The organism is Glaciimonas sp. GNP009 (assembly GCF_054343755.1).
This window is the reverse complement of sequence record NZ_JBTGUV010000004.1, coordinates 1,265,666-1,290,927: the sequence shown is the minus strand read 5'-3', so window position 1 is coordinate 1,290,927 and position 25,262 is coordinate 1,265,666. Positions and strand designations below refer to the sequence as shown.

The 25,262-nt window shown below is 51.6% G+C and carries 21 protein-coding genes; all 21 read left to right on the top strand.

The genetic code is table 11. From position 1 onward, the window contains the following. Nucleotides 1–33 precede the first annotated feature (33 nt). A complete protein-coding gene (locus ACXX82_RS06685) occupies nt 34–1,200 on the top strand; it encodes an acyl-CoA dehydrogenase family protein (RefSeq protein WP_458562647.1) in 1,167 nt (388 codons plus the stop codon). A gap of 682 nt (nt 1,201–1,882) precedes the next feature. Continuing rightward, a complete protein-coding gene (locus ACXX82_RS06680; protein ID WP_322232962.1) occupies nt 1,883–2,353 on the top strand; it encodes a tripartite tricarboxylate transporter TctB family protein in 471 nt (156 codons plus the stop codon). A 3-nt stretch (nt 2,354–2,356) separates the two neighbouring features. After that, a complete protein-coding gene (locus ACXX82_RS06675) occupies nt 2,357–3,910 on the top strand; it encodes a tripartite tricarboxylate transporter permease (protein WP_458562646.1) in 1,554 nt (517 codons plus the stop codon). Between the two features lie 275 nt (nt 3,911–4,185). After that, nucleotides 4,186–5,025, top strand: a complete 840-nt coding sequence (locus ACXX82_RS06670) for an AraC family transcriptional regulator (RefSeq protein ID WP_322232958.1) — start codon at nt 4,186–4,188, stop codon at nt 5,023–5,025. A 619-nt stretch (nt 5,026–5,644) separates the two neighbouring features. After that, nucleotides 5,645–7,282 carry a class I adenylate-forming enzyme family protein gene (locus ACXX82_RS06665; RefSeq protein WP_458562645.1) on the top strand — a complete coding sequence of 546 codons (1,638 nt, stop codon included), beginning with the start codon at nt 5,645–5,647 and terminating at the stop codon, nt 7,280–7,282. Nucleotides 7,283–7,370: 88 nt separating this feature from the next. Then, nucleotides 7,371–8,264, top strand: a complete 894-nt coding sequence (locus tag ACXX82_RS06660; RefSeq protein ID WP_323505909.1) for a LysR family transcriptional regulator — start codon at nt 7,371–7,373, stop codon at nt 8,262–8,264. A 192-nt stretch (nt 8,265–8,456) separates the two neighbouring features. Next, nucleotides 8,457–9,404 (top strand): cupin domain-containing protein, encoded by a 948-nt coding sequence (locus ACXX82_RS06655; protein ID WP_458562644.1) that lies wholly within the window; start codon nt 8,457–8,459, stop codon nt 9,402–9,404. Nucleotides 9,405–9,521: 117 nt separating this feature from the next. Then, entirely contained in the window at nt 9,522–10,418 is an 897-nt protein-coding gene (locus ACXX82_RS06650) for a TauD/TfdA dioxygenase family protein (protein ID WP_322232950.1), read from the top strand. 107 nt (nt 10,419–10,525) lie between these two features. Continuing rightward, nucleotides 10,526–11,557, top strand: coding sequence for an amidohydrolase family protein (locus tag ACXX82_RS06645; RefSeq protein WP_322232948.1), 1,032 nt, complete (start codon nt 10,526–10,528; stop codon nt 11,555–11,557). Nucleotides 11,558–11,718: 161 nt separating this feature from the next. Beyond that, the gene (locus ACXX82_RS06640; RefSeq protein WP_458562643.1) at nt 11,719–13,386 is read left to right on the top strand and encodes a flavin-containing monooxygenase; all 1,668 of its coding nucleotides are present in this window, start codon (nt 11,719–11,721) and stop codon (nt 13,384–13,386) included. 111 nt (nt 13,387–13,497) lie between these two features. Next, nucleotides 13,498–14,694: an ABC transporter substrate-binding protein gene (locus ACXX82_RS06635; protein WP_322232944.1), complete on the top strand. Its 1,197-nt coding sequence runs from the start codon at nt 13,498–13,500 to the stop codon at nt 14,692–14,694. A gap of 42 nt (nt 14,695–14,736) precedes the next feature. Further along, a complete protein-coding gene (locus ACXX82_RS06630) occupies nt 14,737–15,657 on the top strand; it encodes a branched-chain amino acid ABC transporter permease (RefSeq protein WP_322232942.1) in 921 nt (306 codons plus the stop codon). Then, nucleotides 15,657–17,516, top strand: coding sequence for a branched-chain amino acid ABC transporter ATP-binding protein/permease (locus ACXX82_RS06625; protein WP_458562642.1), 1,860 nt, complete (start codon nt 15,657–15,659; stop codon nt 17,514–17,516). The genes ACXX82_RS06630 and ACXX82_RS06625 overlap by 1 nt, the downstream gene beginning before the upstream one ends. Continuing rightward, a complete protein-coding gene (locus tag ACXX82_RS06620) occupies nt 17,510–18,232 on the top strand; it encodes an ABC transporter ATP-binding protein (protein ID WP_458562641.1) in 723 nt (240 codons plus the stop codon). Before ACXX82_RS06625 ends, ACXX82_RS06620 begins: the two co-directional genes overlap by 7 nt. Nucleotides 18,233–18,329: 97 nt before the next feature. Continuing rightward, nucleotides 18,330–19,181, top strand: a complete 852-nt coding sequence (locus ACXX82_RS06615) for an SDR family NAD(P)-dependent oxidoreductase (RefSeq protein WP_458562640.1) — start codon at nt 18,330–18,332, stop codon at nt 19,179–19,181. A gap of 80 nt (nt 19,182–19,261) precedes the next feature. Further along, a complete protein-coding gene (locus ACXX82_RS06610) occupies nt 19,262–20,215 on the top strand; it encodes a glutathione S-transferase family protein (protein ID WP_323505915.1) in 954 nt (317 codons plus the stop codon). Nucleotides 20,216–20,306: 91 nt separating this feature from the next. Continuing rightward, nucleotides 20,307–21,542, top strand: coding sequence for an ABC transporter substrate-binding protein (locus tag ACXX82_RS06605; RefSeq protein WP_322232933.1), 1,236 nt, complete (start codon nt 20,307–20,309; stop codon nt 21,540–21,542). A gap of 71 nt (nt 21,543–21,613) precedes the next feature. Beyond that, nucleotides 21,614–22,504, top strand: a complete 891-nt coding sequence (locus ACXX82_RS06600) for a branched-chain amino acid ABC transporter permease (protein ID WP_322232931.1) — start codon at nt 21,614–21,616, stop codon at nt 22,502–22,504. Further along, on the top strand, nt 22,491–23,606 hold the full coding sequence (locus ACXX82_RS06595) for a branched-chain amino acid ABC transporter permease (RefSeq protein ID WP_322232929.1): 1,116 nt from the start codon (nt 22,491–22,493) through the stop codon (nt 23,604–23,606). Before ACXX82_RS06600 ends, ACXX82_RS06595 begins: the two co-directional genes overlap by 14 nt. Before the next feature lie 8 nt (nt 23,607–23,614). Beyond that, nucleotides 23,615–24,361 (top strand): ABC transporter ATP-binding protein, encoded by a 747-nt coding sequence (locus tag ACXX82_RS06590; RefSeq protein ID WP_322232927.1) that lies wholly within the window; start codon nt 23,615–23,617, stop codon nt 24,359–24,361. Further along, on the top strand, nt 24,358–25,077 hold the full coding sequence (locus ACXX82_RS06585) for an ABC transporter ATP-binding protein (protein ID WP_322232924.1): 720 nt from the start codon (nt 24,358–24,360) through the stop codon (nt 25,075–25,077). The genes ACXX82_RS06590 and ACXX82_RS06585 overlap by 4 nt, the downstream gene beginning before the upstream one ends. Nucleotides 25,078–25,262: the final 185 nt, after the last annotated feature.

Below are 25,262 nucleotides of genomic sequence, written 5' to 3'. Positions count from 1 at the left end.
CGTGCGCCGCAAACCTATAACCTTGAGTGTGCCATGATTCCACGTACCATTTTTACAGCCGATTACGAACTCTTCCGCGACACCGTGCGGCGCTTTATCGCTGAACATATCGTCCCTTTTCATGCCGACTGGGAAAAAGCCGGTCAAGTGCCGCGTGAACTGTGGCTTAAGGCGGGTGAGCTAGGTTTGCTCTGTTGCAATGTTCCAGAAGAATACGGCGGCATGGGCGGCGATTTTTTACACAGTGCGATCCTGATAGAGGAAATGGCCCGTGTAGGCGCAACTGGCCCGACTTTTTATCTGCAATCAGACATCATCGCTCCGTATCTGGTGGATTTCGGTACGGAAGAACAGAAACAAAAGTGGTTGCCGAAAATGGCGACCGGCGAAGTGGTAGTAGCGCTAGGCATGAGCGAGCCATCTGGCGGTAGCGACGTGCAGGCCATGCGCACGCAGGCGTTGCGCGACGGTGACGAATACGTGATCAATGGACAGAAGGTTTTTATCACTAACGGTCATAGCGCCGATTTATTGGTGTTGGCTTGCAAGACCGATCCGAAGGCACGCGGCAAGGGCGTCAGTCTGATTTTGGTTGAGACCAATACGCCAGGCTTTACACGTGGACGCAAACTCGAAAAGTTAGGCTGCAAAGCACAAGATACATCCGAGTTATTTTTCGCTGATGTGCGTGTGCCTGTGAGCAACTTGCTTGGTGATGAAGGCGGGGGATTTGTACTGCTGATGACACAACTTGCGCAAGAGCGTCTGGTTCAGGCAATCCGTGGCGTGTCGAGTTCTGAAGCGGCATTGGAATGGACCAAAGCGTACGTCACCGAGCGCCAGATGTTCGGCCAGACGCTTGGGGACTTCCAGAATACGCGATTCAAGTTGGCTGAATTGCATGCTGAAGTATTAGCGCAACGGGTATTTGTTGACCGTTGTATCGAGTTGCATCTGAAGGGCAAGCTGGACTCGACCGATGCTGCAGTTGCGAAATTGGTGACTACTGAACTGCAAGGTAAGGTAATGGATCAGTGCTTGCAGTTCTTCGGTGGTTGGGGCTACATGTGGGAATACCCAATCGCACGTGCGTTTGCCGATGCCCGTATGTGCCGTTTGGGTGGTGGTACTGCCGAGGTAATGAAGCAAATCATTGGTAATGCAATACTGCCAAAGGTCCGAAAACCGGTTGCTGCATAGCGTCAATTTACGTTGGCTGGTTAGTTAGTTTTAAAAAAACTGAAAAGACTAAGTAATCGTTGAGGAAAAATGTATAGAAATTGCTACACATTTTTCTAATTTTATCTCGCTAACATTTGCTCAAAGGAAGCTCTTGCAATAAGACCTTCCCATTTACCCTCGCTTCTATCCGACCTTGATTTATCTGCATCAAGGCGGCTCCGAGCTTTTTTCATCCCTAGGCGGTGCATCGAAAGGCACCTTAAAGTTAAGGCTTGAGGGTTGCTACATTCCTAAAAAGGAATGTTCGTTGACTTATCTGCACTGCAGTCTGTTGCAGCAATACGTCATATTCTAAAGTTTTAATTTGTACCTAAAAGTACATTACAATACCAAATAGTAGAATAATAAATTAAGCTAGTTGGAGTCAGGCAGAAGGCAGTCTTCGCCCATAAAAATACCAGCGCAAGCTTAGAGTGATCTCTAAAACGCATTACGCGAATTAATCTTGCATTGTCGACGCTCACCGCACAGCTGTGCGGCCTTGCTTTTCAGTCGACCTTGGTTGTGGGTGGCAAGCGTGTTCATTGCGGTTTTTAGAGTGCTCTTAAGACAATGAACTTTTCGTCGGAAAGTGCAGGTTTGACGGATATCGGTTCGATAAGTCGCGCAAGAAATAAAAATTTAATGTAGCAATAGGAGGATGACAATGCGCAATTTAATCAATAAATATAATAAAGATTATTACGGCGGCGGTTTGATGATGTTGTTGGGTTTGGGCGCTGTGGTACAGGGGCGCACATATAACATTGGCACGTTAAGCAAAATGGGACCAGGATTTTTTCCCGTGGCGCTGGGAACGATGCTGATGCTGGTAGGTGCAGCAATTGCGCTTACCGCTAAAAGTGGCGTTTCGGCAGAGGAAGAAAAACATTTGCGGCCCGAATGGCGTGGCTGGATCTGCATCGCTCTTTCCATCGTCGCTTTTGTGGTCCTGGGTCGCTATGGTGGATTGTTGCCAGCGACGTTTGCGATTGTTTTCATCTCCGCAATGGGAGATCGGAAAAATTCACTGAAGAGCGCATGCCTATTATCGTTAGCAATGGTGGCAGTGTGCGTAGTCGTGTTTTGGTGGGCGCTTAAAATGCAGTTTCCTTTGTTTCAGTGGGGTTGAGTCATGATCGGACAGTCTTTAATGGATTTGTGGCAAGGCTTCGGCGTTGCGCTTCAGCCACACAATCTGATGTGGTCGTTTGTTGGTGTATTAATTGGTAATCTGATCGGGGTATTGCCTGGCATGGGTGCGCTTTCGGCGATCTCCATGCTGCTACCGTTGACTTATTCTTTACATCCGATTCCTGCAATATTAATGCTTGCCGGCATTTTTTACGGCTCGCAATATGGCGGCGCAATTGGTGCGATTTTACTTAACCTGCCTTGTCATCCTCCGCATGCTGTTACCTGTCTTGACGGTTATCCGCTAACCAAACAGGGCAAGGGAGGAACCGCGCTCGGCATTACCATGATTTCATCATTTTTTGCCGCATCATTTGGTATTGTTGTGATGATTTTTGCATCGCCTTTGTTGGTGAGTGTCGCCTTCAAGTTTGGCCCAACGGAAATATTTTCGATCATGTTGCTGGGTCTGATTTGCGGTGGCACCATGTCAAAAGGATCACCCTTAAAAGGGGTGGCGATGACGCTGGTCGGCTTGATGATCGGATTAGTCGGAACCGATGTGAACACTGGAACCGCCCGCTTTACTATGGGCTTGATCGAACTTTCCGACAAAGTTGAGTTGGTTGCTTTGGCACTGGGTTTATTTGGTGTGACTGAATTTTTGCGCAGCGTGAACCGCATGGAGGTTGTTGCTAAAGGCGTCAAAATGCGCTTGCGCGATATGCGGCCTAGCAAGGCTGAGCTGAAACAGTCATTCTTTCCGATGGTGCGAGGCACCTTGATTGGAACTTTATTCGGTGCAATGCCCGGAACCGGACCGACTATCACGACATTTATTGCGTATGCATTTGAGCGCAAAATATCCAAAACACCTGAACGTTTCGGTCATGGTGCAATTGAAGGTGTCGCCAGCCCGGAAGCTGCTTCACACTCAAAAACCCAGGTTGATTTTATTCCGACGATGAGTCTCGGTATTCCAGGCGATGCCGTGATGGCGCTTATTTTGGGCGCATTACTGATTCAGGGAATCCAGCCTGGACCGCAACTGATCACTGAACATGCTGACCTTTTCTGGGGTCTTATCGCTAGCTTCTGGATCGGTAACGTATTACTCGTTATATTGAATGTGCCACTCATCGGTATTTGGGTAAAACTGCTTCAGGTGCCTTATCGCTATCTGTATCCAGCCGCCTTATTCTTTATCGCGGTAGGCGTCTACAGTACCAACAATAGTCTGTTTGAAATTGGTGAGGTGCTGGTATTCGGTCTGATCGGGGCTATCTTCGTTGCTCTGGATTTTTCAGTCGCGCCGATCTTGCTCGGCTATGTGCTTGGACCCATGGTAGAGGAAAACTTCCGTCGTGCCTTGTTGCTTTCTCGTGGTGACATGATGGTGTTCGTGCAGCGGCCAATTAGTGGTGCGTTCTTGGGAGTGTGTGCTTTCCTGATCCTGATTCAGGTGTATTTTGCGATTCGTGCCAAGCATCGAAAAAAATCGGCGAAATTGCAATCTGTATTGCATCCAGTGATTCCGGTGGTAGAGGAAGGTTGATAGCGCCGGGACTTCTGTCCCGGTTGTTGCAGAACAAATAGTCTTGGATTGCGAAGGGTCTGCTGCATGGGGTGTTGATACCGCATGCAGCTTATCGGATATTTTGGTTCGCCCTACCGCATTGCGCCCTTTGAATTAGAACTGGCTGTTACCGGAACATGAATAGCGTGACATCAGGTTTGCCTTCCACCATTTCATGGGGCAAGGGCGACATAACAAAGTAATTGCAACATGCGGGGCCTAGCGCCCGATACTCAATATTGGTGGATATTGCAATGAAACAAAATGATGCATTACCAGTTAACACAGACGCAGGCAAACGTCCGCAGCGCCAACGTCACATATGGATTAATTCTGACAGGGTGTTTTATGCTGGATTGATCGGTCAGCGCACTACCCGCGTGATGGGCAGCATTATTATGTATGTATCGCTGGCTGAGCCAATACGGATTAGTATCGACGGAGGTGATTGGTTAAGCACCGACCTCGCGATTGTGCAAGCCTATACGCCGCACCGAATTGAATGTGATAACCGTCTGGTCGCGGTGATACATATAGAACCAGAAACAGTTGATGTGAGTCTTCTGCCGAGTTATTTGAAAGCAGTTTCCGGTCAACGAAACGACGACGCAGTGGTGCGGCAGATGCGTGAGGCGTATGCAAAAATTAACAGTCTGGGAGATATTATCGATCCGCAGACTGAAGACTTTGATATGTTTTTTTTCGGACAACTGCTGACGCGTCCGCGTACTTTCGAATCACGGATTGCATCGTTAGTTGCCTCTATTAAACTTAATCCTTGCGGTCAGGCATCGGCAATCGATAGTGCGCGTGATGCAGGACTTTCGGTATCGCGGTTTTTGCATTTGTTCAGGGAGACTGTGGGTGTGCCTTTCCGTAGTTTTCGGTCATGGAAACGGGGACGTAGTTTGCTTTATCGCTTGATGGATTCGACTAATCTGGTTTATCTGGCACTCAATACCGGCTATCCGGACTCTACCCATTTTAGCCATTCAGTGCGTCAGGTTTTTGGCATGACGCCAACACTGTTATTTAAGAACTGCCACAAAATCAACATGTATGGACAGGCTATCCCGCCCCCCAACGCTACTTAGAAAAGGACTTACGCAAAATCGCCCCAGCGGCGTTGTGCTTTCTTTGCCGCCCAAGCATCTTGTCTGCGGCGGAGGGGTTGCAAACCAGTTGCATCATTAGGATTTACGAAAAACCGTCCCAGCAAGGCGTGCCGACGCAGGCAGTACGCTAGTACCGGGCCACTTTGGCGGCAAGGAGAGCACAACGCCGCTGGGGCGATTTTTCGTAAATCCTAATAAATATCTACAAGATTTTCTCGTTTGACTGCAATACGTGGGCGCTCTACTGTTGGGTATAAAAAAATGACAAAGAGTCGACAGCAATATGCTGATACGACCGGAGACAGAAAAAAGCGTTTATCAACACTCTTCCGAGAGCCTTTTGATCAACGCAGCGATGTGAAAGTTTGCGCGAATAATTAACACAAGATATTGATAGCTGTAACGACCGGTTATACGTAATCGGGCGTAACGACTATCAGCGTGAATGCACGACATCACCGCATTATCTGCCGCTCGGAATCTGCCTGGCGCTTGACGCTGGTTGCATGATTTTGCTTAGTCATTTTTTATATTCCCTTGCGAAATACTTTATAGGTACTCGCAGTTGTTATAACCATTGAAAAGACTTGAGCGAACTATGCGTGCACCTTACAGTAGAAATTTATTTGACCTTGCGTGTGAAATGGCTGAGCGGTATACCGATCGGCCTGCCATCATTGCAGGAGATCAGCGTGTTACTTATCCCGAGCTGGAACTACGAATTCGCCGCGTCGCCGCGGGAATGCGTGCTGCTGGCGTAGGTCGCGGTGATCGTATCGGCATTTTGGTCAATAACCGTCCGGAATGGATCGAAGTGTGTATCGCTTCGGCGGCTATTGGTGCAGTCGCCGTGCCTTTCAGTACCTGGTCGAAACGTGCGGAACTCGATTTTTTACTGGCAGACTCAGAAGTCAAAGTATTGTTCACTCTGGAACAGTTTGGGGAACAGGATTATGCCGCTGACCTGATCGCATTGATACCTGAGTTGGGCACCGTCGTGTCTGGTCAATGGCGTTCGGCGCGCTATCCAAAGATGGATGCCGTTGTTGCCATTGGCGGCAGTGGTTCCGGTGGCCTGCCACTGATTGGCGCGATCGATTATGAGGCTTTCGTCAGCCGCCATCCGCCGCTCGATGAATCTCAGGCGCCAGGTGCCGGCGGTCATAACGGCGATGATGCGATGATTCTTTACACATCAGGCTCAACTTCTTATCCGAAAGCAGTGCGATTGACGCAGTGCGCCATGCTTGAAAACGCCTTCAACATCGGTGAACGGCAAGGGTATTCTCCTTACGACAAAGTGCTGCTGGCATTGCCGTTGTTTTGGTCGTATGGATCAGCAAATGCGATGTGCGCCACCTTCACGCACGGCGCCGCGCTGGTATTGCAGACGCGCTTTGAACCGGCTGGCGCTATCGAATTGATCGAGCGGCATGCTTGTACGGCGATCTATACCTTGCCAGCAATGACGACAAGTATTGTCACGCATCCGTCATTTCATCAGGACCGCACGCGTAGTCTGCGCACCGGCCTCACGATCGGCAGCGCGCAGGATGTCGTCAATGCCGCCGAAATTCTCGGCGCGCACGAAATCTGTAACGTCTACGGACAAACTGAAAGCTACGGAAACTGTTGCGTCACCTGGCATCATTGGCCGCTGGAGCAACGCAAACAAATGCAGGGACAGCCGCTGCCTGGTGTGACGGTACGTATTGTTGACGCGGATACTGGCGAACAAATGGCGCAAGGTGAAGTCGGCATGATTGAGGTATTCGGCAATGTAACGCCGGGATATACCGGCACTAGCATCGAACTAAACGACTCGGCCTTTACATCGGATGGCTATTTTCCAACGGGTGATCTGGGGCAATTGACCGTCGATGGTTGTTTGCAATTTGTTGGTCGGAATACCGAAATGATTAAGCGTGCAGGCATCAACGTCGCGCCCGCCGAAATTGAAGAGTTATTGCAGCAGCACGGCGCTGTTGCGCTGGCTGGCGTAACCGGTGCACCGGACGCCGACCGCGGCGAAATGATTGTGGCTTTTATTGTGCCAGTGCCGGGTATGGAAGTGAGTTGTGAAGAATTGCAGGCCCATTGCCGTGCAATTGCTTCCAGTTACAAAGTACCTAATCGTATCGAAATTTGTGAGGCGCTGCCAGTCACTGCGACCGGCAAGGTCTTGCGCAGGGAGTTGAAGGCGATGGCGACTGCGTTGATTGCTCCCAGTAAATAAGGGGTAATTGGCCAAGGAAAGATGTAAGCAACCACCGACTAGCCCACTTACGAACCAACAGACTAAATGTGGAGGTAAGAAGAACACAATGAATATTCAGCAGCTTGAGACCTTTTGCTGGATTTCCCGGCTCGGCACTTTCAGTGCCGCGGCCGAGCGTCTGTACACATCTCAGGCGAGTGTATCTTCACGCATCCGAGAACTCGAAATGGAGTTGGACGTAGTCTTGTTTGATCGTATCGGGCGGCATGTTCAGCTAACGCTAAAAGGGCGTGAGCTTTTGGTTCATGCCGAAAAAGTGGTGATCGATGCGTCTCAGTTACGGCTTGCTGCTGGCAAACCGGAGATCACCAGCGGCGTGGTTAAGATTGGTCTTGGGGAAGTGATCGCCGCACGTTCATTGGTGGCGATGATCAATGCATTGAAGTTGCGTTATCCCGGGCTGGCGGTTGAGGTCGATATCGATTTGAACGCAAGTTTGTTGCAGAAACTGGGGCGTGGGGCAATCGATGTTGCCATTGTCGGTGGGCCGATCCATGCGCCCGAGATCAATGCGATGCCAATTGGTGCAATGAAGGTGGTATGGGTCGGTGCTCCCGCTCTGATAGGCGACTTGAAAGTGGTGAGTCCGCGCGAGATCGCTGCATTGCCGATCATTTCGCTCAGTCGGGAAGCGCGCTTATTTTCCCAGATGCAAAGCTGGTTCGCGGATGACGGTGTGATGCCGGGTTCGATCAGTTTTTGCAATAATATGTCGACCATGTTGTATGTCGCGCGCGGCGGCGTATGCATCTGCATGATGCCGCAAGAGTTGATCAAGGATGATGTTGAGAACGGGACGTTATGTGTGTTGAAAACGCAGCCACCGATCCCTTCCATTACCTTTTTCGTGGCTACCCGTGTTGATAGTCTCGATCCGGCTATTGCGGATTTTGCAGCTATTGTGACTGAGGTGTGCCGATTGCCGTCGGTGATTGAATAGGTCCAATCGGTATAGAAGGTGTGCCCTAAAGCCACGCAACAATGTTGTTAAGTGGTGTTTGCAGTGATCGGTATCGACAAGAATTTCTCGTTTGACCCTGCGGGGTGAGCGGCGTAACGTAATACACATAAAGATCGTTTGGCGCTTACCCGCGAGGGAGGACCAACGGCAACAGAACACTAGGAGATCACCATGACTGAAGCAACGCGTCCTACGACAATTGCGGATTTACCCGTTCAGCTAGCGGCTGCACCGAAAACTAAGGCACAAGCATCGGCCCGGTATTTCAATACTGGTAACGCCTTTGACGTCAAACTGCCCGCGGTACCTGATCAAAGCTTTATTGATGAGCCAGCAAAGGCTTTGCATCCCGACACGCCAACTGGCCTGATCGCTTGTGACGTCTCGGCGCAGCTGGAAAGCGCGGTTCCGGCAACGACACCTTTGTCGTTGGCGCGTTACGCCAAGATCAAAGCAGGTGAGACCTTAAGCACCGAATTTATTGCCAGCGGAATCATCGTCTATGTCATCACGGGCACCGGCACGACCGATTGCGAATCCGAGCAAATCGACTGGAGCACTGGCGATGTGTTCGTGCTTCCCGGTGGCGGCGTGCATCGTTATCACGCGCACGGCACCGATGCCGTATTGTGGATCGTCACGAACGAACCGCAACTCGCGTTCGAGCATCTGCGCGCGCCTGAGCAAGGCAAATCTCCAACCTGCGTCGTTCACTATCCCGCCGATGAAATTACTAAACAAATCGATCTGTTATACGCGGTAGGGCGTGGCAAAGACATTCCCGGCTCTGCGTTGATTTTATCGTCTACGTCGCAACTGGCAATTCGCAATGTGTTGCCAACGCTGACCGTGGCGATGAACTCTCTTCAGCCTGGCGATGCACAGCGTCCGCATCGACACAATGCGATGGCGATGGCACTGATTATCCAGGGCGAAGGCTGCTATTCGATTGTCGATGGCAAGCGTAAGGATTGGTCGCAATGGGCCACGACCGTGACGCCAGCGGTGTCAGTTCACTCGCATCACAACAAGGGTGACAAGCGCGCCATGTTCCTGATTATCCAGGATGGCGGCATCTACTATTACACCCGGGCGATGGGCTTTTCTTTCGCCGACTGATCGCCCTCCTTTGAGCGCGGCAGCAGTCCACCATGGCGGCACGTTTGTGCCGCCTTTTGCTACACCTAAATTACACCTAAAACTAAACATTCCTTTTCTGGATCTGGAGATATCTTTATGTCGTCTTACGTCAAAAATACGTCCAACGCGTCACTTACGGTACGCCCGTTGGGCACCACGCTTGGCGCCGAAGTACTTGGTGTCGATATGCGTCAGAAGCTGGATCAGGAAACCATGCGTCTGTTGAACGATATCTGGATGGATCATCTGGTGTTAGTTTTTCCGAATCAGCATATTACTGATCAGGAACATGTTGAATTTACGCGCAATTTCGGTGAGCCCGAAATATTTCACCAGGACATCATTCGCTCAAAAAGCGTACGCGAAATTTTCCGTGTCTCCAACGTTGATGAAAATAATGTATTGATGCCACTGTCGCACCCAACAGCGCGTCAGGTGTCATTGGCGCAATTTTGGCACACCGACAGTAGCTACCGTGCGATACCCTGCACCGGATCTCTGCTGCACGGGATCGAAGTCAGCCGTAGTGGAGGAGAAACCCAATTCACCAATATGTATGCGGTCTATGAAGCGCTGCCAGAATCACTGAAGAAGGCAATTGAAGGCCGTCGCGCTTTGCATGACTTTGAATTTTTGCAAAAACAGAATTCCTTGCGTCCACTGACAGACGAAGAGCGCGCTGCGATGCCGCCGGTATGGCAACCACTGGTGCGGATTCACCCAGGAACTGGCCGTAAATCGCTTTACATCAGCCCGATCTATAACGAGGAAGTCGAAGGCATGTCTTCTGAAGAAGGACGCAAACTGATTGCCGAACTGACCGCGTTCTCGGGCCAGCCGCAATTTGTTTACTCGCATCGTTGGGAAACCGACGATGTCGTGTTGTGGGACAACCGTTGCACCATGCATCAGGTGACCAAGTTCGACGCTGACGAACGTCGCGTCATGCATCGCACCACAATCGTGGGCGAAGCAGCGGTGGTTGCGGCCTAAATCGCGGTAGATATTTCAGTCAAGATTCAAGCGTATTGGTTTATGTGCGGCTCTGGACTGAAGATGGCAAATCGTGCTTGTTTTTAACGCTAACTGAAAGCTTTCCCATGTCAAATACGTCCATTCCGGTTTTACAGCACATTTCACTTGATCCAGCCTGGTTGCTCCGTTTGCAGGAAGAAATCATCGAACCGGATTTGCCGATCATCGATCCGCACCATCATTTGTGGGAGCGCGAAGGCGGCTATTTCCTTGACGAAATTTTAGCTGATACCAATTCCGGTCACAACGTTGTAGCGACTGTTTTTTCTCAGTGTGGATATGCATATCGTACCGATGGACCGGAAGAATTGCGTTCGGTTGGAGAAACGACATTCGTCACGGCAGTTGCTGAAGAGTGCGAACGCCGCGATGAAAAAACCCGCATTTGCGCCGGTATTGTCGGTGCTGGCAATTTGCTTTTGGGAGACAAAGTTGATGCCTTGTTAGCGGCACACATCGACGCAGGCCATGGCCGCTTCCGCGGTATCCGCCATATCTCGGCACGGCATGAGGCATTTTCCGCCAGTTTGTTGGGGCGTCCACAAGAGCACCTATTTTCTGACCCGACATTCCGTACCGGTTTTGGTCGTTTGCAGGCGTTTAATATGACGTTTGATGCGTGGCTTTATCACACGCAAATTGATGAACTGACGGCATTGGCGCGGGCTTTTCCCGAGACCCCGATTGTGTTGAATCATACCGGCGGTCCACTTGGTGTGGGTCCCTATGTTGGTAAACGTGACACCGTATTTACGCACTGGTTAGCTTCAATGAAAACGTTAGCGACGTGTCCTAATGTGCACGTCAAGTTGGGTGGTTTGGCAATGGCGGTCATCGGATTTGAATTTCATAAAGAACCGATTCCACCATCGTCCGGCGAGTTGTCGACTGCATGGCGCCCGTACATCGAAGCTTGTATCGAACACTTCGGTGCAGATCGCTGCATGTTTGAAAGTAATTTTCCGGTCGATAAAGGTATGTGTAGCTATCCCGTTCTATGGAACGCATTCAAGCGCATAGCCTCCGGTGCATCAGCAACGGAAAAAGCGTCATTGTTCCACGATACGGCGAGCAACTTTTATCGGTTGGGACGTTAAGTTGCTTTGATGATTAGGACTTACCCAAAATTGTCCCAGGAAGGCGTGCCGACGGAGACAGTGCGCTACTACGGCAAGGAGAGCACAACGCCGCTGGGGCATTTTGGGGTAAGTCAATACTATAAAAATAAATATTAGGGCCGTAGGGCTGAGGAGACATAATGCCAGATGCTGTCGAACCGTTTAGTAACGCGCAGGCGAAAACTACTCCTTTGTCCAGTGCCAGTGGCGAAGTGGTGGATGCCGTTGTGATTGGTGCAGGCTTCGGCGGCTTGTACATGCTGCACCGTTTGCGCGCATTGGGATTGAAGGTGCGTGCATTTGAAAAAGGCGATGACGTCGGTGGCGTTTGGTATTGGAACCGCTATCCCGGTGCGCGTTGTGATGTCGAGAGCATGCAGTATTCCTACTCGTTTTCCGAAGAGTTGCAGCAGGAGTATGAATGGACTGAACGATTCGCAGCGCAGCCTGAAATATTGGCTTATGCGTCGCATGTCGCTGAGCGTTTCGATTTGCGCAAGGATATTACATTCCAGACCAGCGTTAGCGCTGCACATTACAACGAAGAACAAGGTTTATGGGATGTCAGTACCGAGCATGGTGAGCACATTTTTGCACGTTTCTGCATCATGGCAACCGGTTGCCTGTCGTCGACCCGCATGCCGGATATTGTTGGTATCGATGCCTTCGAAGGAAATGTCTATCACACCGGTAACTGGCCGCACGAGCCTGTCGATTTTAGTGGCCAGCGCGTCGGCGTAATCGGTACCGGATCTTCGGGAATTCAGTGTATTCCTGTCATCGCGCAACAGGCGGCGCAATTGTTTGCATTTCAGCGCACGCCGAACTTCAGCGTGCCAGCGCGCAATGTTCCTATGACAGACGCGGCTCAGCGGAAATGGAAGGATAACTACGCCGGTTTGCGTCAGCAGGCCCGTGAGGACACCAGCTCCGGAACCTTGTACGAAAAAAGTCCGCATAAAGCGCACGAGGTTAGCAGCGCTGAACAACAGGTCGAATATTCACGCCGTTGGCAAGCGGGTGGTGTCAATTTTATGCACTCGTTCAACGACCTGATGCTTGATATCAGGTCCAACGATAGCGCTGCGGAATTCGTCAGAAGCCAGATCGGCGCTATCGTAGATGATCCTAAAGTGGCCGATTTGCTGAAGCCAAAAGGTTACCCAATTGGTGCTAAACGGATTTGCGTCGACACCAACTACTACAGCACCTATAACCGCGATAGCGTCACATTGGTCGATCTGCGTGCCGCGCCGATCACTTCCATTACGGCTAGCGGCTTGCAGACGACGGACACACATTACCCGCTCGATAGCATTGTCTTTGCAACCGGCTATGACGCCATGACCGGTGCACTATCGAAGATCGATATCGTTGGTCGTGCCGGGGAAACCCTGGCCAGCAAATGGGAAAATGGCCCGCGCACTTATTTGGGCTTGATGATGGCGGGTTTTCCTAACCTGTTCACCATTACCGGCCCGGGCAGCCCTTCGGTGCTGTCGAATATGATTTTTGCCATCGAGCAGCATGTTGAGTGGATCGCCGATTGTCTGTCATGGATGGGTGAACATGGACATAAAACGATTGAGGCTGATCGCGTGGCAGAAGAGCTGTGGGTGGCGCATGTCAACGAAGTCGCCGACAAGACTTTGTTTCCGCTAGCTAATTCATGGTACGTCGGTGCCAACGTACCCGGCAAGCCACGCGTGTTCATGCCGTATGTTGGCGGTGTGGTGCCCTACCGCAAAAAATGTAATGAGGTCGCAGAACGCGGATATGAGGGCTTTCATCTAAGCACTCTTTCTTAAATATTGTAGCAATCAGAGTAATTAGAAGCAGACAACACCAGCAAGACCCAGCACACCAGTAGACCGCAGATTAACTACGGCACAGGTGCAACCAACCGGAGGGGACACAATATGACAATTACACAGAAAAAAATTCGACAGGGATTGGCGCTGGCAGCATTGTTCGCGGCAAACACTGTAGCGGTGCATGCCGAGGACATTAAGATCGGTTTTAACGGCGATCTGTCGGCATCGCCATCGGCACTTAGCGGGAAGGCCGCGGTATTCGGTATTCAAGCTGCAATCGAAGACATCAATGCCAGTGGTGGTGTTTTAGGGCGCAAGCTGAGTCTGGTCACGCGGGATGATCTTTCGCAGCCACAAAAGTCGATGCAAAACATGTCCGAACTGATCGACGCCGAGAAGGTCGTCGCCGTGATCGGGCCGACCAATTCAGGCAATGCGTTGGCCTGGAAGCATATTGCCAATCAAAAGAAAATTCCCGTTATTGGCGCGATTGGATCAGCGACTGCGATTACCTTTCCGATGAGCAAAGGGGTGGATAACTATATGTTTCGCGTCTCCATGGTTGACCGCGATTCCATCGCGGCGCTGATGGCCTACGCTAGCAAAAATCCGACCAGCAAAAAGATCGGCTACATGGTCGAGACCACGGGTTTCGGTCAGGGCGGCTTGAAGGATATTGAAGAAGTCGGACAGTTACATCAAATCGTACCCGGTTGCAGCGAAAAATTTGCTGTGGCGGATACCGACATGACGTCGCAATTGAATAAATGCAAAGCCGCGGGAGTCGACACCTTGATCGTGTGGGCGCAGGCTGTTCCTTCCGCCCAACTGATGCGTAGCATGGAAAAGATAGGTTATACGCCAACGACGCTGATGTCGTGGGGCATCCAGCAACCTTCCTTTAACGAGATAGCTGGCGGCGCCGCAATGCGTCCAACTTTCCTACAAACGCTGACCGATGACCGCACCCCACGCCAACAAAAACTGTTTGAGCGTATTGCGCCAAAGATGCCGTCGAGCCCGTTCGGTATCGCCGGTCATGCCTATGATGCGGTTCTGCTGCTATCGGCGGCGATCAAGCAAGCCAATAGTACTGACGGTGCAAAGGTGCGCAACGCACTGGAAAATTTGCAGGGCAATGTCGATGGCGTGATGAAGACCTATGCCAAACCATTCTCGGCAACCAATCGCGAAGCGCTCAGCTCCTCGGACTATCGCTGGGTGAAATGGCAAGACGGAAAATTAGTGGCTTACTCCGATCCAGTGATCAAGTCATTGATGACTGTCGATTATAAAAAATAAGATCGACGTCAACGCCAATTTTCCTGAAAGGTTTATTTCGCCATGCTGATCACAGTGATTCAAGCGATTATCAGCGGTCTTGCGGTCGGCGGAGCTTATGCGTTGTTCGCATTGAGCTTCAGCATCACCTTTACCACGACCAAAACGCTGAACTTTGCTCAGGGCGATTTTATTTCCTTTGGCGCTTTTATCGGTTTATCGGCGCTCTGGTTTCTGACCGGAAAACCGATGAATGCCTCATTGTCCGACGTCCCGCTCGTCGTCTGGCATCAGGTTCTCGCGGCGATCGCAGTGATGGTCATCGTCGGTGGTACTGGCTTGTTATTGTATCTGTTGGCGGTACGGCCATTTGCTGGCAAGGGCGGAATGTCGTGGGTGATGAGTACCATCGGCTTCGGTATCATCCTGACCAGCGGCGGTCTCGCGTTGTGGGGACCATCACAAGTATTTGTTCCATCTCCGGTGGGCGACAAGGTATTGCACCTGTTCGGTATCGGTGTGCGTCCGCAGGAAATACTCACGCTCGGCGTGAGTATCGGCATCATGCTTGTATTCGATTGGGTAATGCGTAGCACCATGACTGGTAAGGCGATGCGTGCTGTGGCGCATGATCCGCGCGTCGCCGGGGCCATGGGTATCAATGCATCGGCGATGATGATCGGCGCTTACGTGCTTAGTTCCGGTCTCGCCGGATTGGGTGGATTCCTTATCGCGCCGATTACCTCAGCTTCGCTATTTATCGGTCTGGCCATTGCACTCAAAGGCTTTTCTGCCGCCATCATCGGCGGATTGTCGAACCCACGCGGCTGCGTGCTGGGTGGCTTCGCGCTGGGAGTAGTGGAATCGATGGTCAATTTGTGGCAGGCGCAATGGCGTGAGGTGGTGGTATTCCTGCTAGTGATCGTGGTATTGGCATGTCGTCCTTACGGTCTGATGGGTCTGCGTCCGGTGGAAAAAGTCTGATGCGCGCGCACCACAAAATGGATCGCAAAGGGATGCTAGGTCTCATTGCCGTTGTCGGTGCGATTGTTATCGTTAGCTTGTTGGCTGACAACGACTATCAGTTGGGCCTGCTGTTTATGATGGGCGTGTATTTTCTCTGTGCCGCCGGAATGAATGTGCTGGTTGGATTTGCGGGACAAAAATCGCTAGGACAGGCTGGATTGTTTGCGGCTGGCGCTTATGGCACAGCGATCTTGAGTACACGTTTCGACTGGAATCCTGTATGCGCGCTGTTGGGTGCCGCAGTGTTGTCCGGCTTGTGCGGTGCGTTAATCGCATGCCCTTCGCTGCGCGTGCGTGGTCCTTACCTGGCGATGGTGACACTGGCTTTTGGCATCGTGGTAGAGAAATTGGTCGCAGGATGGACCGAAGTTTTTGGCGGTGCGCAAGGGATTTACGGTGTCAAACCGCTGACGTTGTCTGGCGCGCCCTTGTCAGGCTTGCAGTGGGTCTGGCTGGTGGTGGTGTTTGGGGTGATTACGTATTTACTATTGCGTAATCTGTTAACTGGACGCTTTGGCAGAGCCTGGCTGGCGATTCAGGCTGATGAAATTGCCGCCGCTTGTGCGGGCGTTAATGTGTATCGTTACAAGGTGTTGGCGTTTGTCATAGCTGGGGTGTGCTGCGGGGTTGCCGGTGGGCTGGTAGCCCAACATGGCCAGTATATTAACTCCGACTACATCAGTTTTAATCTGTCGATTTTTATCTTATTGCTGGTGTTGTTCGGCGGAGCCGGTTCTCTGTATGGACCGTTGATTGGCGCGATAACTTTGACGCTGATTGATGCTTATCTGGCTCGCTGGCCATCGGTGCAGCATTTCGGCTATGGCGCGCTGTTGCTGTTTGCACTGTATGTGATGCCGGAAGGTGTCGCTGGTTTGCTCAAAAAGGTAAGTGCGCGCTTAGTGCGCTCGCGCTCATCCGCGCCGGAAGTGTCGCCAGAATTGAGCGGCGCTCGCGCAGCACTGTCCGCACTGGCAAAAGAGATTCCTGCAATACACGCGGGCGGAACGAAGCCTGAACTGCTGGAGGTTCACCATCTTGCCAAATCATTCGGTGGCATTCATCCGGTTCAGGATGTATCGTTTTCTCTGCGGTCAGGAAAAATTCATGCGCTGATTGGTCCTAACGGCGCTGGCAAAACCACCATGATTAACATGCTTAGCGGCGTCATTCCAGCCAGTTCGGGAAGAATCGCGTTTCTTGGCAAAGATATCGGTCAGCTTAGCAGCCATGCTATTTGTGGGCAGGGCATTGCGCGCACGTTCCAAAACCTGCGTTTGTTTGGCGCGCTGTCGGTCCAGGAAAATATCCTTATTGGCCGTCATTGTCGCATGCAAAACGGTTTCTTCAGTGCCTTGTTGGGACTGCCGTCCTCTCGCGCTGAGGAGCATCAAGCCCGCGAACATACCGCGTCAGTGCTGGATTTTTTTGGTCTGACGTCATTGGCGTTGCGGCCCGCCGGTAGTCTTGCTTATGGCCTGCAACGTCGTGTGGAATTGGCGCGTGCCCTCGCAACCGAACCGCTATTGCTCTTGCTTGACGAACCCGCCGCCGGGTTAAATCCTCAGGAATGTGCTGAACTAGGGGATCTGATTGTCAGTATCGCCAGACTTGGAATCAGCATCGTCATGGTTGAACATCACATGGATCTGGTGATGAAAATTTCCGATCACGTCATTGTGCTTGATCACGGTAGCAAAATTGCCGAAGGCTTGCCAGCTGCAGTACGCGCTGACGCACGGGTCATCGCATCGTATCTGGGCGCGCCAGTTGATGCGACCGCGCTCACTGCTAAAGCCGAGGAAGTGACATGCTAATACTTGACGAAATTGATGTTTCTTACGGGCCGATTTCAGCGCTGCGCAAAATTTCGCTGGAAGTACCAGCAGGCGCGGTGGTCGCAATTATTGGTGCTAACGGTGCAGGTAAAAGTTCTTTGTTAAAAAGTATCGCGGGGTGGGAGATCCCGACCAGCGGTTCAATCCGCTTTATGGATGGCGGCATGACACGGGATATTACGCGCCTGCCATCGCATCGTCGTGCAGGGTTGGGAATTGCATTGTCGCCGGAAGGCCGTGGCATTTTTCCCGATCAGAGCGTACGCGACAATCTGATACTAGGAGCATATCTGAGACGCCGCGATCCGGTTGCTATCGAGCGCGACATCCTGCGTGCGTACGAACGATTTCCGATTCTTGGAAGCCGCCAACACCAGCCTGCGGGTACGCTTTCCGGTGGCGAACAGCAAATGCTGGCGATCACCCGAGCTTTGATGAGTGAGCCAAAACTGCTGTTGCTCGATGAGCCCTCGCTCGGCCTGGCACCGCTCATGATTCAGGAAATTTTTGCGACGATATGCGCTTTACGAGAAGAAGGATTAACTATTTTTCTCGTCGAGCAAATGGCGAATCAGGCGCTTGGGATTGCCGATTACGCATATGTCCTGGAAAACGGCAGCATCACACAATCCGGTAAGGGCGCTGATCTGATGCATGACCCAAATGTGCGGGCCGCCTATCTTGGAATGCATTGAATGGCGAGAGCGGAATAATAGAAGGAATTTTCGTCGATAACTATCTTTAGCAGCATTGTTCTCAAGATTGCACGTCACAACTTTAAAGGAAATGGCTATGAGTATTGCAACAGATGTGAGTCCAATCCCAGCCAGCTTAAGCAGTACCGTTGGTCAGGATCTATTCGGCCTCGCACAGCAAGTCTGCGTAGTAACCGGTGCTGGTAGCGGTATTGGGCGTAGCATCGCCACTGCTTTTGGTAAAGCTGGTGCGCGGGTTGTTGTACTCGATGTCAATCCTGAAGGCAGCGCTGAAACCGTCAGAGAAATTATCGATGCGGGTGGACAGGCCATCGCGATCCATTGCAATGTCGCTGATCCTGCCAGTATTGAAGCGGCCGCCGATTTCTCTCTTGCCGCCTTTGGTCCTTGCGATGTATTGGTTAACAACGCCGGCCTGATTCGCGCAGGCGGCCTTGATACGTTGCCTGTCGAGGAATGGAATTTGTTGTTGTCGGTGAACTTGACCGGCTATTTTCTCTGCTCGCAAATTTTCGGTCGGCAAATGCGCGCCAAAGGTAAGGGTGCATTGGTGCATGTTGCCTCAATTGCAGGAAGTAATCCGACGGCCTTTAGTGGCGCATACAGTGTCGCCAAAGCGGGTGTGACCATGTTGTCGCAGCAGCTTGCGGTGGAGTGGGGGCCGCAAGGAATTCGCAGCAATGCGGTACACCCGGGCATGATTTTGACGCCGTTGTCTGCTGCGATGTATGACCAGCCTGGCGTGTTAGAGCAGCGCAGCAAAGCAATTCCAATAGGACGTATTGGTAAGCCTGAGGATGTGGCGGACGCCGTGTTGTTTTTGGCTAGTGATCGCGCGTCCTATATCAATGGGGACGCGTTGACCATTGATGGTGGCTTTACCGGCATGTTGCTGAGTCTGGTGCCACGGGCTGGCTACGAGCGTTAGGATTGCCGCTTAGCCGCATTACCGTATTAATGCTTTATATTTTAAATTAAATGGATTGCACAATCCGAGGGATTTAAACCATGGCTGACCTGATTCTGCATCACTTTTTAATATCTCCATTTTCAGAGAAAATTCGCCTGGCATTAGGTTATAAAAAACTTGCCTGGAAGTCGGTCATTGTTCCGGGCGTCATGCCTAAACCTGATGTCGTCGCGCTGACCGGCGGTTATCGTAAAACACCTTTCCTGCAAATCGGTGCTGATATTTATTGTGACAGTGCGCTGATCTGTGAAGTGCTAGAGCAAGTGCAACCGAGTCCGGCCTTATATCCTTCACATGGCAACGGTGTGGCGCGCACTTTGGCGCAGTGGGCAGATACCACGCTGTTCTGGAGCGTTCTGGCACCACCAAGAAATACCGCACATATGTTTGCTGGCGCACCACCCGATACGGCCAGCTTGTTTAGCCTGGACCGGGAAACGATGAAAGGCCCGATGCTCAGACTGCGCGGCCCCGATGCCGCCGCGGCCTGCAAAGACTATCTGGAGCGTGTATCGGATATGCTAAGCGGCCAACCCTATTTGCTAGGCCAGGCGCCATGCATCGCCGATTTTTCGGTATATCACTCATTGTGGTTTAGTCGCCAATTCACCCCAGTGGTAGAGGAAATGCTGCGTAGCGTGCCAGCAATACTTTCCTGGATGGAGCGTATGCAGGCTTTTGGTCATGGACAGATCCAGCAGATTGATTCTTCCGATGCGGTTGCCATTGCCGCTAACGCTGAGCCACTGCCGATTGGTCAGGGTCGTAGCCATTTACCCGACAACGTTTTTCAAGACGAGCATGGTATTCCGCTTGGCAGCCGCGTGTCAATCACGGCAGAGAGTTTCGGGCCAGAAGCGACGGAGGGCGAACTGGTCGCGGCGACGCGGTCCCATTTCACCTTACGCCGCCATGACGTACGTGCAGGATTTGTGCACGTACATTTTCCAAGAATTGGTTACGTTCTCAATAGGGTAACTAGTTTGACGTAGTCGCTATCCTGCTTGCCTGAAGCGTTTGCTGAAAGACGGCGTGGACTTTACATCGTATAAAAAAATAATTCATTTTCACCAGGAGACAAGTATGAGTGCATTTAAATCTGTATTAAAGCCGGTTGTTGGTATCGCGTTATTGGTTGGCGCGACCTTGTTGCCACAGTTGGCAATGGCCGCAGATCCCATTAAAATTGGTGCGATCAATCCTTTCAGTGGTCCACTCGCACTGTACGGTGTTGAGGTTACCCGCGGTTATGAGCTCGCCGTGGATCAGGCCAACGCCGCCGGTGGTGTTCTCGGACGCAAGATCGATATCGTGCGCGGTGATGCTTCCACACCACAACAAGGCATTGCGACCGTTGAGCAATTGGTCGCTAAAGATAAGGTCGACCTATTTGTCGGCACCTACACCAGCCCTGTCTCCAACGCGGCCAGCGATGCAGCATCACGCTATAACAAGCTGTATTGGGAAACCGGCGCACTGGCACAAAATCTAACCGATCGTGGCCTGCCAAACTATATCCGTATGAGTCCTAATGGCGGCGATTTTGCACTCCTGTCGGTGACCGCTGTGCGCGAATTGATAGCGCCTGCACTTAAAAAGAACCTGAAAGACGTCAAGATCTGGATCGAGCATGAAGACTCGCTCTACGGTACGTCGATTGCCCAGACCCAGAAACGTTTATTGGAAGCCCTCGGCGCAAAGGTCGTCGGCGTTGGCGCACATTCAATGCGTTCAATTGACTTGAACGACACGGTCCTGCGTGCCAAGCAAGCCAATCCAGACGTGCTGATCCAGACAGGTTACGTGCCGGATGGCAATTTATTGTTGCGTACAGCACGTGATCAAGGCTTTAAGCCTGGCGCGATTATGTTGGTTGGCGTGGGTGACACCCCGGAGACTTTGCAATCGTTAGGCGCAGGATCTGTTGAAGGCGTGCTGGTGGTCAGCTATCCGCGTACCGATATTTCTGAAAAATACGGTCCTGGTGCAAAAGGTTTTCTTGCAGCATATCGCGCCAAATATAAAACTGACCCGATTGCATCGCAAAGTATGACTGCGTATGTCGGTATGCAAATGCTGTTCGATACGATTCGCGCCGCTAACAGTCTGGACGTCGCAAAAGTCCGTGCCGCCGCTGCCGCAATGGATAAACCGAACGGTACGTACGCAACCGGTTATGGCCTCAAATTTGATAAAAATTTCCAAAACGTGCGCGCACTTCCCGTCACAGCGCAGTGGCAGGCCGGCAAGATGGTGACAGTGTTTCCAGAAAATGCCTCCCCAACTGGCGCCACACTTAAACCCCTGGCACGTAACTAATATCAGGCATTGTTTATCGTGGATGCCGCCCACGCTTTAATTGGCGGCATTCTACTTAAGGAAAGTAGGCAATGGATCAAATTTTAAATGTGCTGGTGTTTGGCATTCTGCTGGGAGGCATTTACGGCCTGGTCAGTATTGGATTGAACCTGATTTTTGGCGTGGTGCGAATCGTTAATTTTGCGCAAGGCGAACTGGTGATGTTTGGTATGTACGGCAGTTACTATGCGTACACCTATCTGGGTCTGAACCCTTACCTGGCCGCATTGATCGTTGCACCATTGGTCGGCCTGATCGGAATGGCGATTCAGCGACTGGTGATTCAACCGCTGCATAATGAGTCGAACATGCAAATTTTTGCCACTTTCGGTCTGTTGATGATGTTTCAGAACATCATGCTGGCAGTGTCGCGAGGCGAGGCAGTCAGTATTGGCGGTCAGGTTGGCGCGTCGGTATTGACGGTCGGTGATATGAAAATCAGCGTCGTCCGGCTGGTGACTTTTATAGCGACCACGCTCATTACGATCGGTTTGCATCTCTTTCTGTCGCGCACAATGGCGGGTAAATCGATTCGGGCGGTGACGCAGGACAAGCGCTCGGCACGGGTGATGGGGATCAACGTTGAACGTACTTTCTTGTACACCTTCGGTCTCGGCGCTGGCCTCGCTGGCCTGGCTGGCGTGCTACTCACACCAATTTATTCGATCACGCCAACAGTCGGTAGCAATTTTATTCTTGCCGCTTTTGCTGTGGTGGTTCTTGGTGGGTTGGGCAGTGTCTGGGGCGCGTATATCGGCGGCCTGATCGTTGGTATCGTTGAAGCGTTTGCTGGCTACTACATCGATCCATCATTGAAAAGTGCGATCTGGTTCATCATTTTTCTTATCGTTTTAATCTTGCGTCCGTCAGGCCTTTTCGGTCAGGTTGGCGCGGAAGAAGTGGGATTCCGTGAACAACAATGAAACAAGTACGCTGGATAAACAGGTGCCTTTGGTCCAACCGCAGGTGCAGCCTAATGTGCAGCCTCAGGCAGAATCTGAGTTGGAACATTACGGCGCTTTGCACCGCGAAAGCGGGATCGATACAAGACGGCAAACGTTATTGAAATATGCGGGCGGCATGGCAGTGGCATTCTTGCCGTTTATATTGTTGGTGCATGATGCTTACTGGCTCAACATTATCGCGTTCACTTATTTAATGGGTGGGCTGGCGGCGGCATGGAATATTATCGGCGGTTTTGCGGGACAATTCTCACTCGGTCACGGTGTATTTTTCGGCATTGGCGCGTATGTCACGGCAAGGTTTTACACGCTATTTGACGTGTCGCCGTGGCTGAGCATGATTCCCGCGGCCGTGTTTGCGGCGCTCATCGCGGTGCTGATTTCATGGCCGACATTCCGTTTGCGTGGACCATTTTTCGCCATCGCAACCATGGCGTTTAATGAGGTCGCGTTCGTAATCGCTAATCACTTCGACTCACTGACCAATGGACCAAGTGGCATTTTGATCCCATTTAAGCCAGGTTTTGCGAATATGATTTTTGTCGAACGCTGGCAGTACTGTTTGCTGATGTTTATCTTCGCCGCTGTGGTAATCGGTGTGACCGTGGTGTTGCGTCGTAGTCGCCTTGGTTATTACCTGCTGGCGGTGCGCGAGGATGAAGACGCTGCACGTGCAGCTGGCATCAACGTGCTCAGCGTCAAGTTGCGCGGCATGGCATTGAGCGCTGGACTGACTTCGATTGGCGGTACTTTGTTTGCAATGTACCTGCGCTATATCGATCCACCGACGTTGTTCACGATGACTGATGTAGGTGTCAAATTTGCATTGATAACCTTGATTGGCGGCATCGGTACCATTGCTGGCCCGTTACTGGGCGCGGCGTTGATTATTCCGTTCGAGAATTTTTTACGTGCTGAACTGGCAAGCGCGCTTCCCGGTATCAATCTGGCGATCCTGGGATTTTTGATGGTGTTGGCAGCCTTGTTCATGAAGCGCGGTCTGGTTGGCGCATTGAGTGACTTGTGGCGCAAGCTGCAAAACCTGTGGATGGCAAAAAAATGACGCAAACAATGTCTCAAATACAATCGCAGAATACAGCAACGGCCTTGCTCTCAGTCTCTGGCGTCAGCAAACAATTTCTTGGCTTACGGGCGGTCGATAACGTCACGTTGTCGGTCAAAAAAGGCGAGATTATCAGCATTATCGGTCCCAATGGTGCCGGTAAAACGACCTTCTTTAATTTGCTCTCCGGTCAGTTATCGCCCAGTCAAGGTGAAGTATGCCTGCGCGGTGAGTCGATTAACCGTCTGGCCCCGCATGCCCGTGCGCAACGTGGCATCGGCCGTACCTTTCAGATCGCCAAGCCACTGATTACGTTGAGTGCGTTGGAAAACGTGATGATCGGCGCATTCATGCGGCATTCGCGGTTGACGACTGCGCGCGACAAAGCGATGGAAGTGTTGCAGCGCGTCGGATTGGCGCGCCATGCATTGCGACGCGCGGGCGACCTGACACTGAGTGAGCGACGCAGACTGGAAGTGGCGCGAGCGCTGGCGCTTGAACCGGAACTGGTGCTGCTCGATGAAGTCATGGCAGGTCTGAATCAAAGTGAAGTCGGTCAAGTCATCGAATTGCTGCAGGATTTGCATGCGAATGGACTGACTTTTTTGATCATCGAACACAACCTGAAAGTGGTGCGTGCGTTCTCGGATCGGGTGGTGGTATTAGACCGCGGACGGATGATCGCAGAAGGCAGCGCCGAGCAGATTCTCAGTTCACCCGAAGTTATTAAAGCGTATCTGGGAGATCAACAATGACCAACGCTATTCTTCAGGTCGAAGCGCTATGTTCCGGATATTCGGAACTGCCGGTGTTACATGGCATGACGCTGGATGTCGGACAGGGTGAATTTGTTTCTGTCGTTGGTGCCAATGGCGCTGGCAAGACGACTTTGCTACTCACGATTACCGGTCATTTGAAAGCGCATTCCGGCCGGGTTATGTTTGATGGGCAAGATATCACTAACCTGCCCGCCCATGCAGCAGCGGAACGTGGTCTGGTCATGGTGCCTGAAGGCGGTCGTTTGTTTCCCTTCATGAGCGTGCTGGAGAATCTACAACTTGGCGCTTACCATCCAAAGGCGCGGGCGCGCATGGCGCAGTCGCTGGACGAGGTCATGACGTTGTTTCCTTTGCTGGCTGAACGCCGCACCCAACTTGCTGGCCGCCTCTCCGGTGGCGAACGCCAGATGTGTGCAGTCGCCCGCGCGATGATGGCATTGCCGAAACTGCTGATGTTGGATGAGCCTTCACTCGGGCTTGCGCCGATCATGGTTGATAAAGTTTTTGAGATTGTCAGCCAACTGGTGGCAACAAAAGGGATTTCTGTGTTGTTGGTGGAGCAGAATGTCGGCAATGCACTACGCATGTGTCAGCGCGGTTGCATCATTGAGCACGGTCGTATCCTCAAGATTGCGAGTGGTAAGGACCTGTTACAAGACCCTGATATCCAGCGCTCGTATATGGGACTGTAAGGTTGACTAGAAGTTTGGCTAAAAGCGGCCTGTAGTTGACAACTGGTGTGATTTAAAACAACGCTCGTAGAAGCGCAACAAATTTTTTCTGATTTCACGTCGCCTGTACGTGATCTGTGAATGGAGAGTCTGGGGCCCGGTACGGTGCATTTTGCATCAATGCCGGGATCGCCAGAAATAAGTCG

Coding starts and splice junctions, on each gene's coding strand:
- ACXX82_RS06625 (WP_458562642.1), top strand. CDS start 15,657: ATGCGCGCGCACCACAAAATGGATCGCAAAGGGATGCTAGGTCTCATT.
- ACXX82_RS06665 (WP_458562645.1), top strand. CDS start 5,645: ATGCGTGCACCTTACAGTAGAAATTTATTTGACCTTGCGTGTGAAATG.
- ACXX82_RS06685 (WP_458562647.1), top strand. CDS start 34: ATGATTCCACGTACCATTTTTACAGCCGATTACGAACTCTTCCGCGAC.
- ACXX82_RS06610 (WP_323505915.1), top strand. CDS start 19,262: ATGGCTGACCTGATTCTGCATCACTTTTTAATATCTCCATTTTCAGAG.
- ACXX82_RS06590 (WP_322232927.1), top strand. CDS start 23,615: ATGTCTCAAATACAATCGCAGAATACAGCAACGGCCTTGCTCTCAGTC.
- ACXX82_RS06640 (WP_458562643.1), top strand. CDS start 11,719: ATGCCAGATGCTGTCGAACCGTTTAGTAACGCGCAGGCGAAAACTACT.
- ACXX82_RS06645 (WP_322232948.1), top strand. CDS start 10,526: ATGTCAAATACGTCCATTCCGGTTTTACAGCACATTTCACTTGATCCA.
- ACXX82_RS06600 (WP_322232931.1), top strand. CDS start 21,614: ATGGATCAAATTTTAAATGTGCTGGTGTTTGGCATTCTGCTGGGAGGC.
- ACXX82_RS06660 (WP_323505909.1), top strand. CDS start 7,371: ATGAATATTCAGCAGCTTGAGACCTTTTGCTGGATTTCCCGGCTCGGC.
- ACXX82_RS06605 (WP_322232933.1), top strand. CDS start 20,307: ATGAGTGCATTTAAATCTGTATTAAAGCCGGTTGTTGGTATCGCGTTA.
- ACXX82_RS06680 (WP_322232962.1), top strand. CDS start 1,883: ATGACAATGCGCAATTTAATCAATAAATATAATAAAGATTATTACGGC.
- ACXX82_RS06620 (WP_458562641.1), top strand. CDS start 17,510: ATGCTAATACTTGACGAAATTGATGTTTCTTACGGGCCGATTTCAGCG.
- ACXX82_RS06675 (WP_458562646.1), top strand. CDS start 2,357: ATGATCGGACAGTCTTTAATGGATTTGTGGCAAGGCTTCGGCGTTGCG.
- ACXX82_RS06655 (WP_458562644.1), top strand. CDS start 8,457: ATGACTGAAGCAACGCGTCCTACGACAATTGCGGATTTACCCGTTCAG.
- ACXX82_RS06650 (WP_322232950.1), top strand. CDS start 9,522: ATGTCGTCTTACGTCAAAAATACGTCCAACGCGTCACTTACGGTACGC.
- ACXX82_RS06635 (WP_322232944.1), top strand. CDS start 13,498: ATGACAATTACACAGAAAAAAATTCGACAGGGATTGGCGCTGGCAGCA.
- ACXX82_RS06630 (WP_322232942.1), top strand. CDS start 14,737: ATGCTGATCACAGTGATTCAAGCGATTATCAGCGGTCTTGCGGTCGGC.
- ACXX82_RS06670 (WP_322232958.1), top strand. CDS start 4,186: ATGAAACAAAATGATGCATTACCAGTTAACACAGACGCAGGCAAACGT.
- ACXX82_RS06615 (WP_458562640.1), top strand. CDS start 18,330: ATGAGTATTGCAACAGATGTGAGTCCAATCCCAGCCAGCTTAAGCAGT.
- ACXX82_RS06585 (WP_322232924.1), top strand. CDS start 24,358: ATGACCAACGCTATTCTTCAGGTCGAAGCGCTATGTTCCGGATATTCG.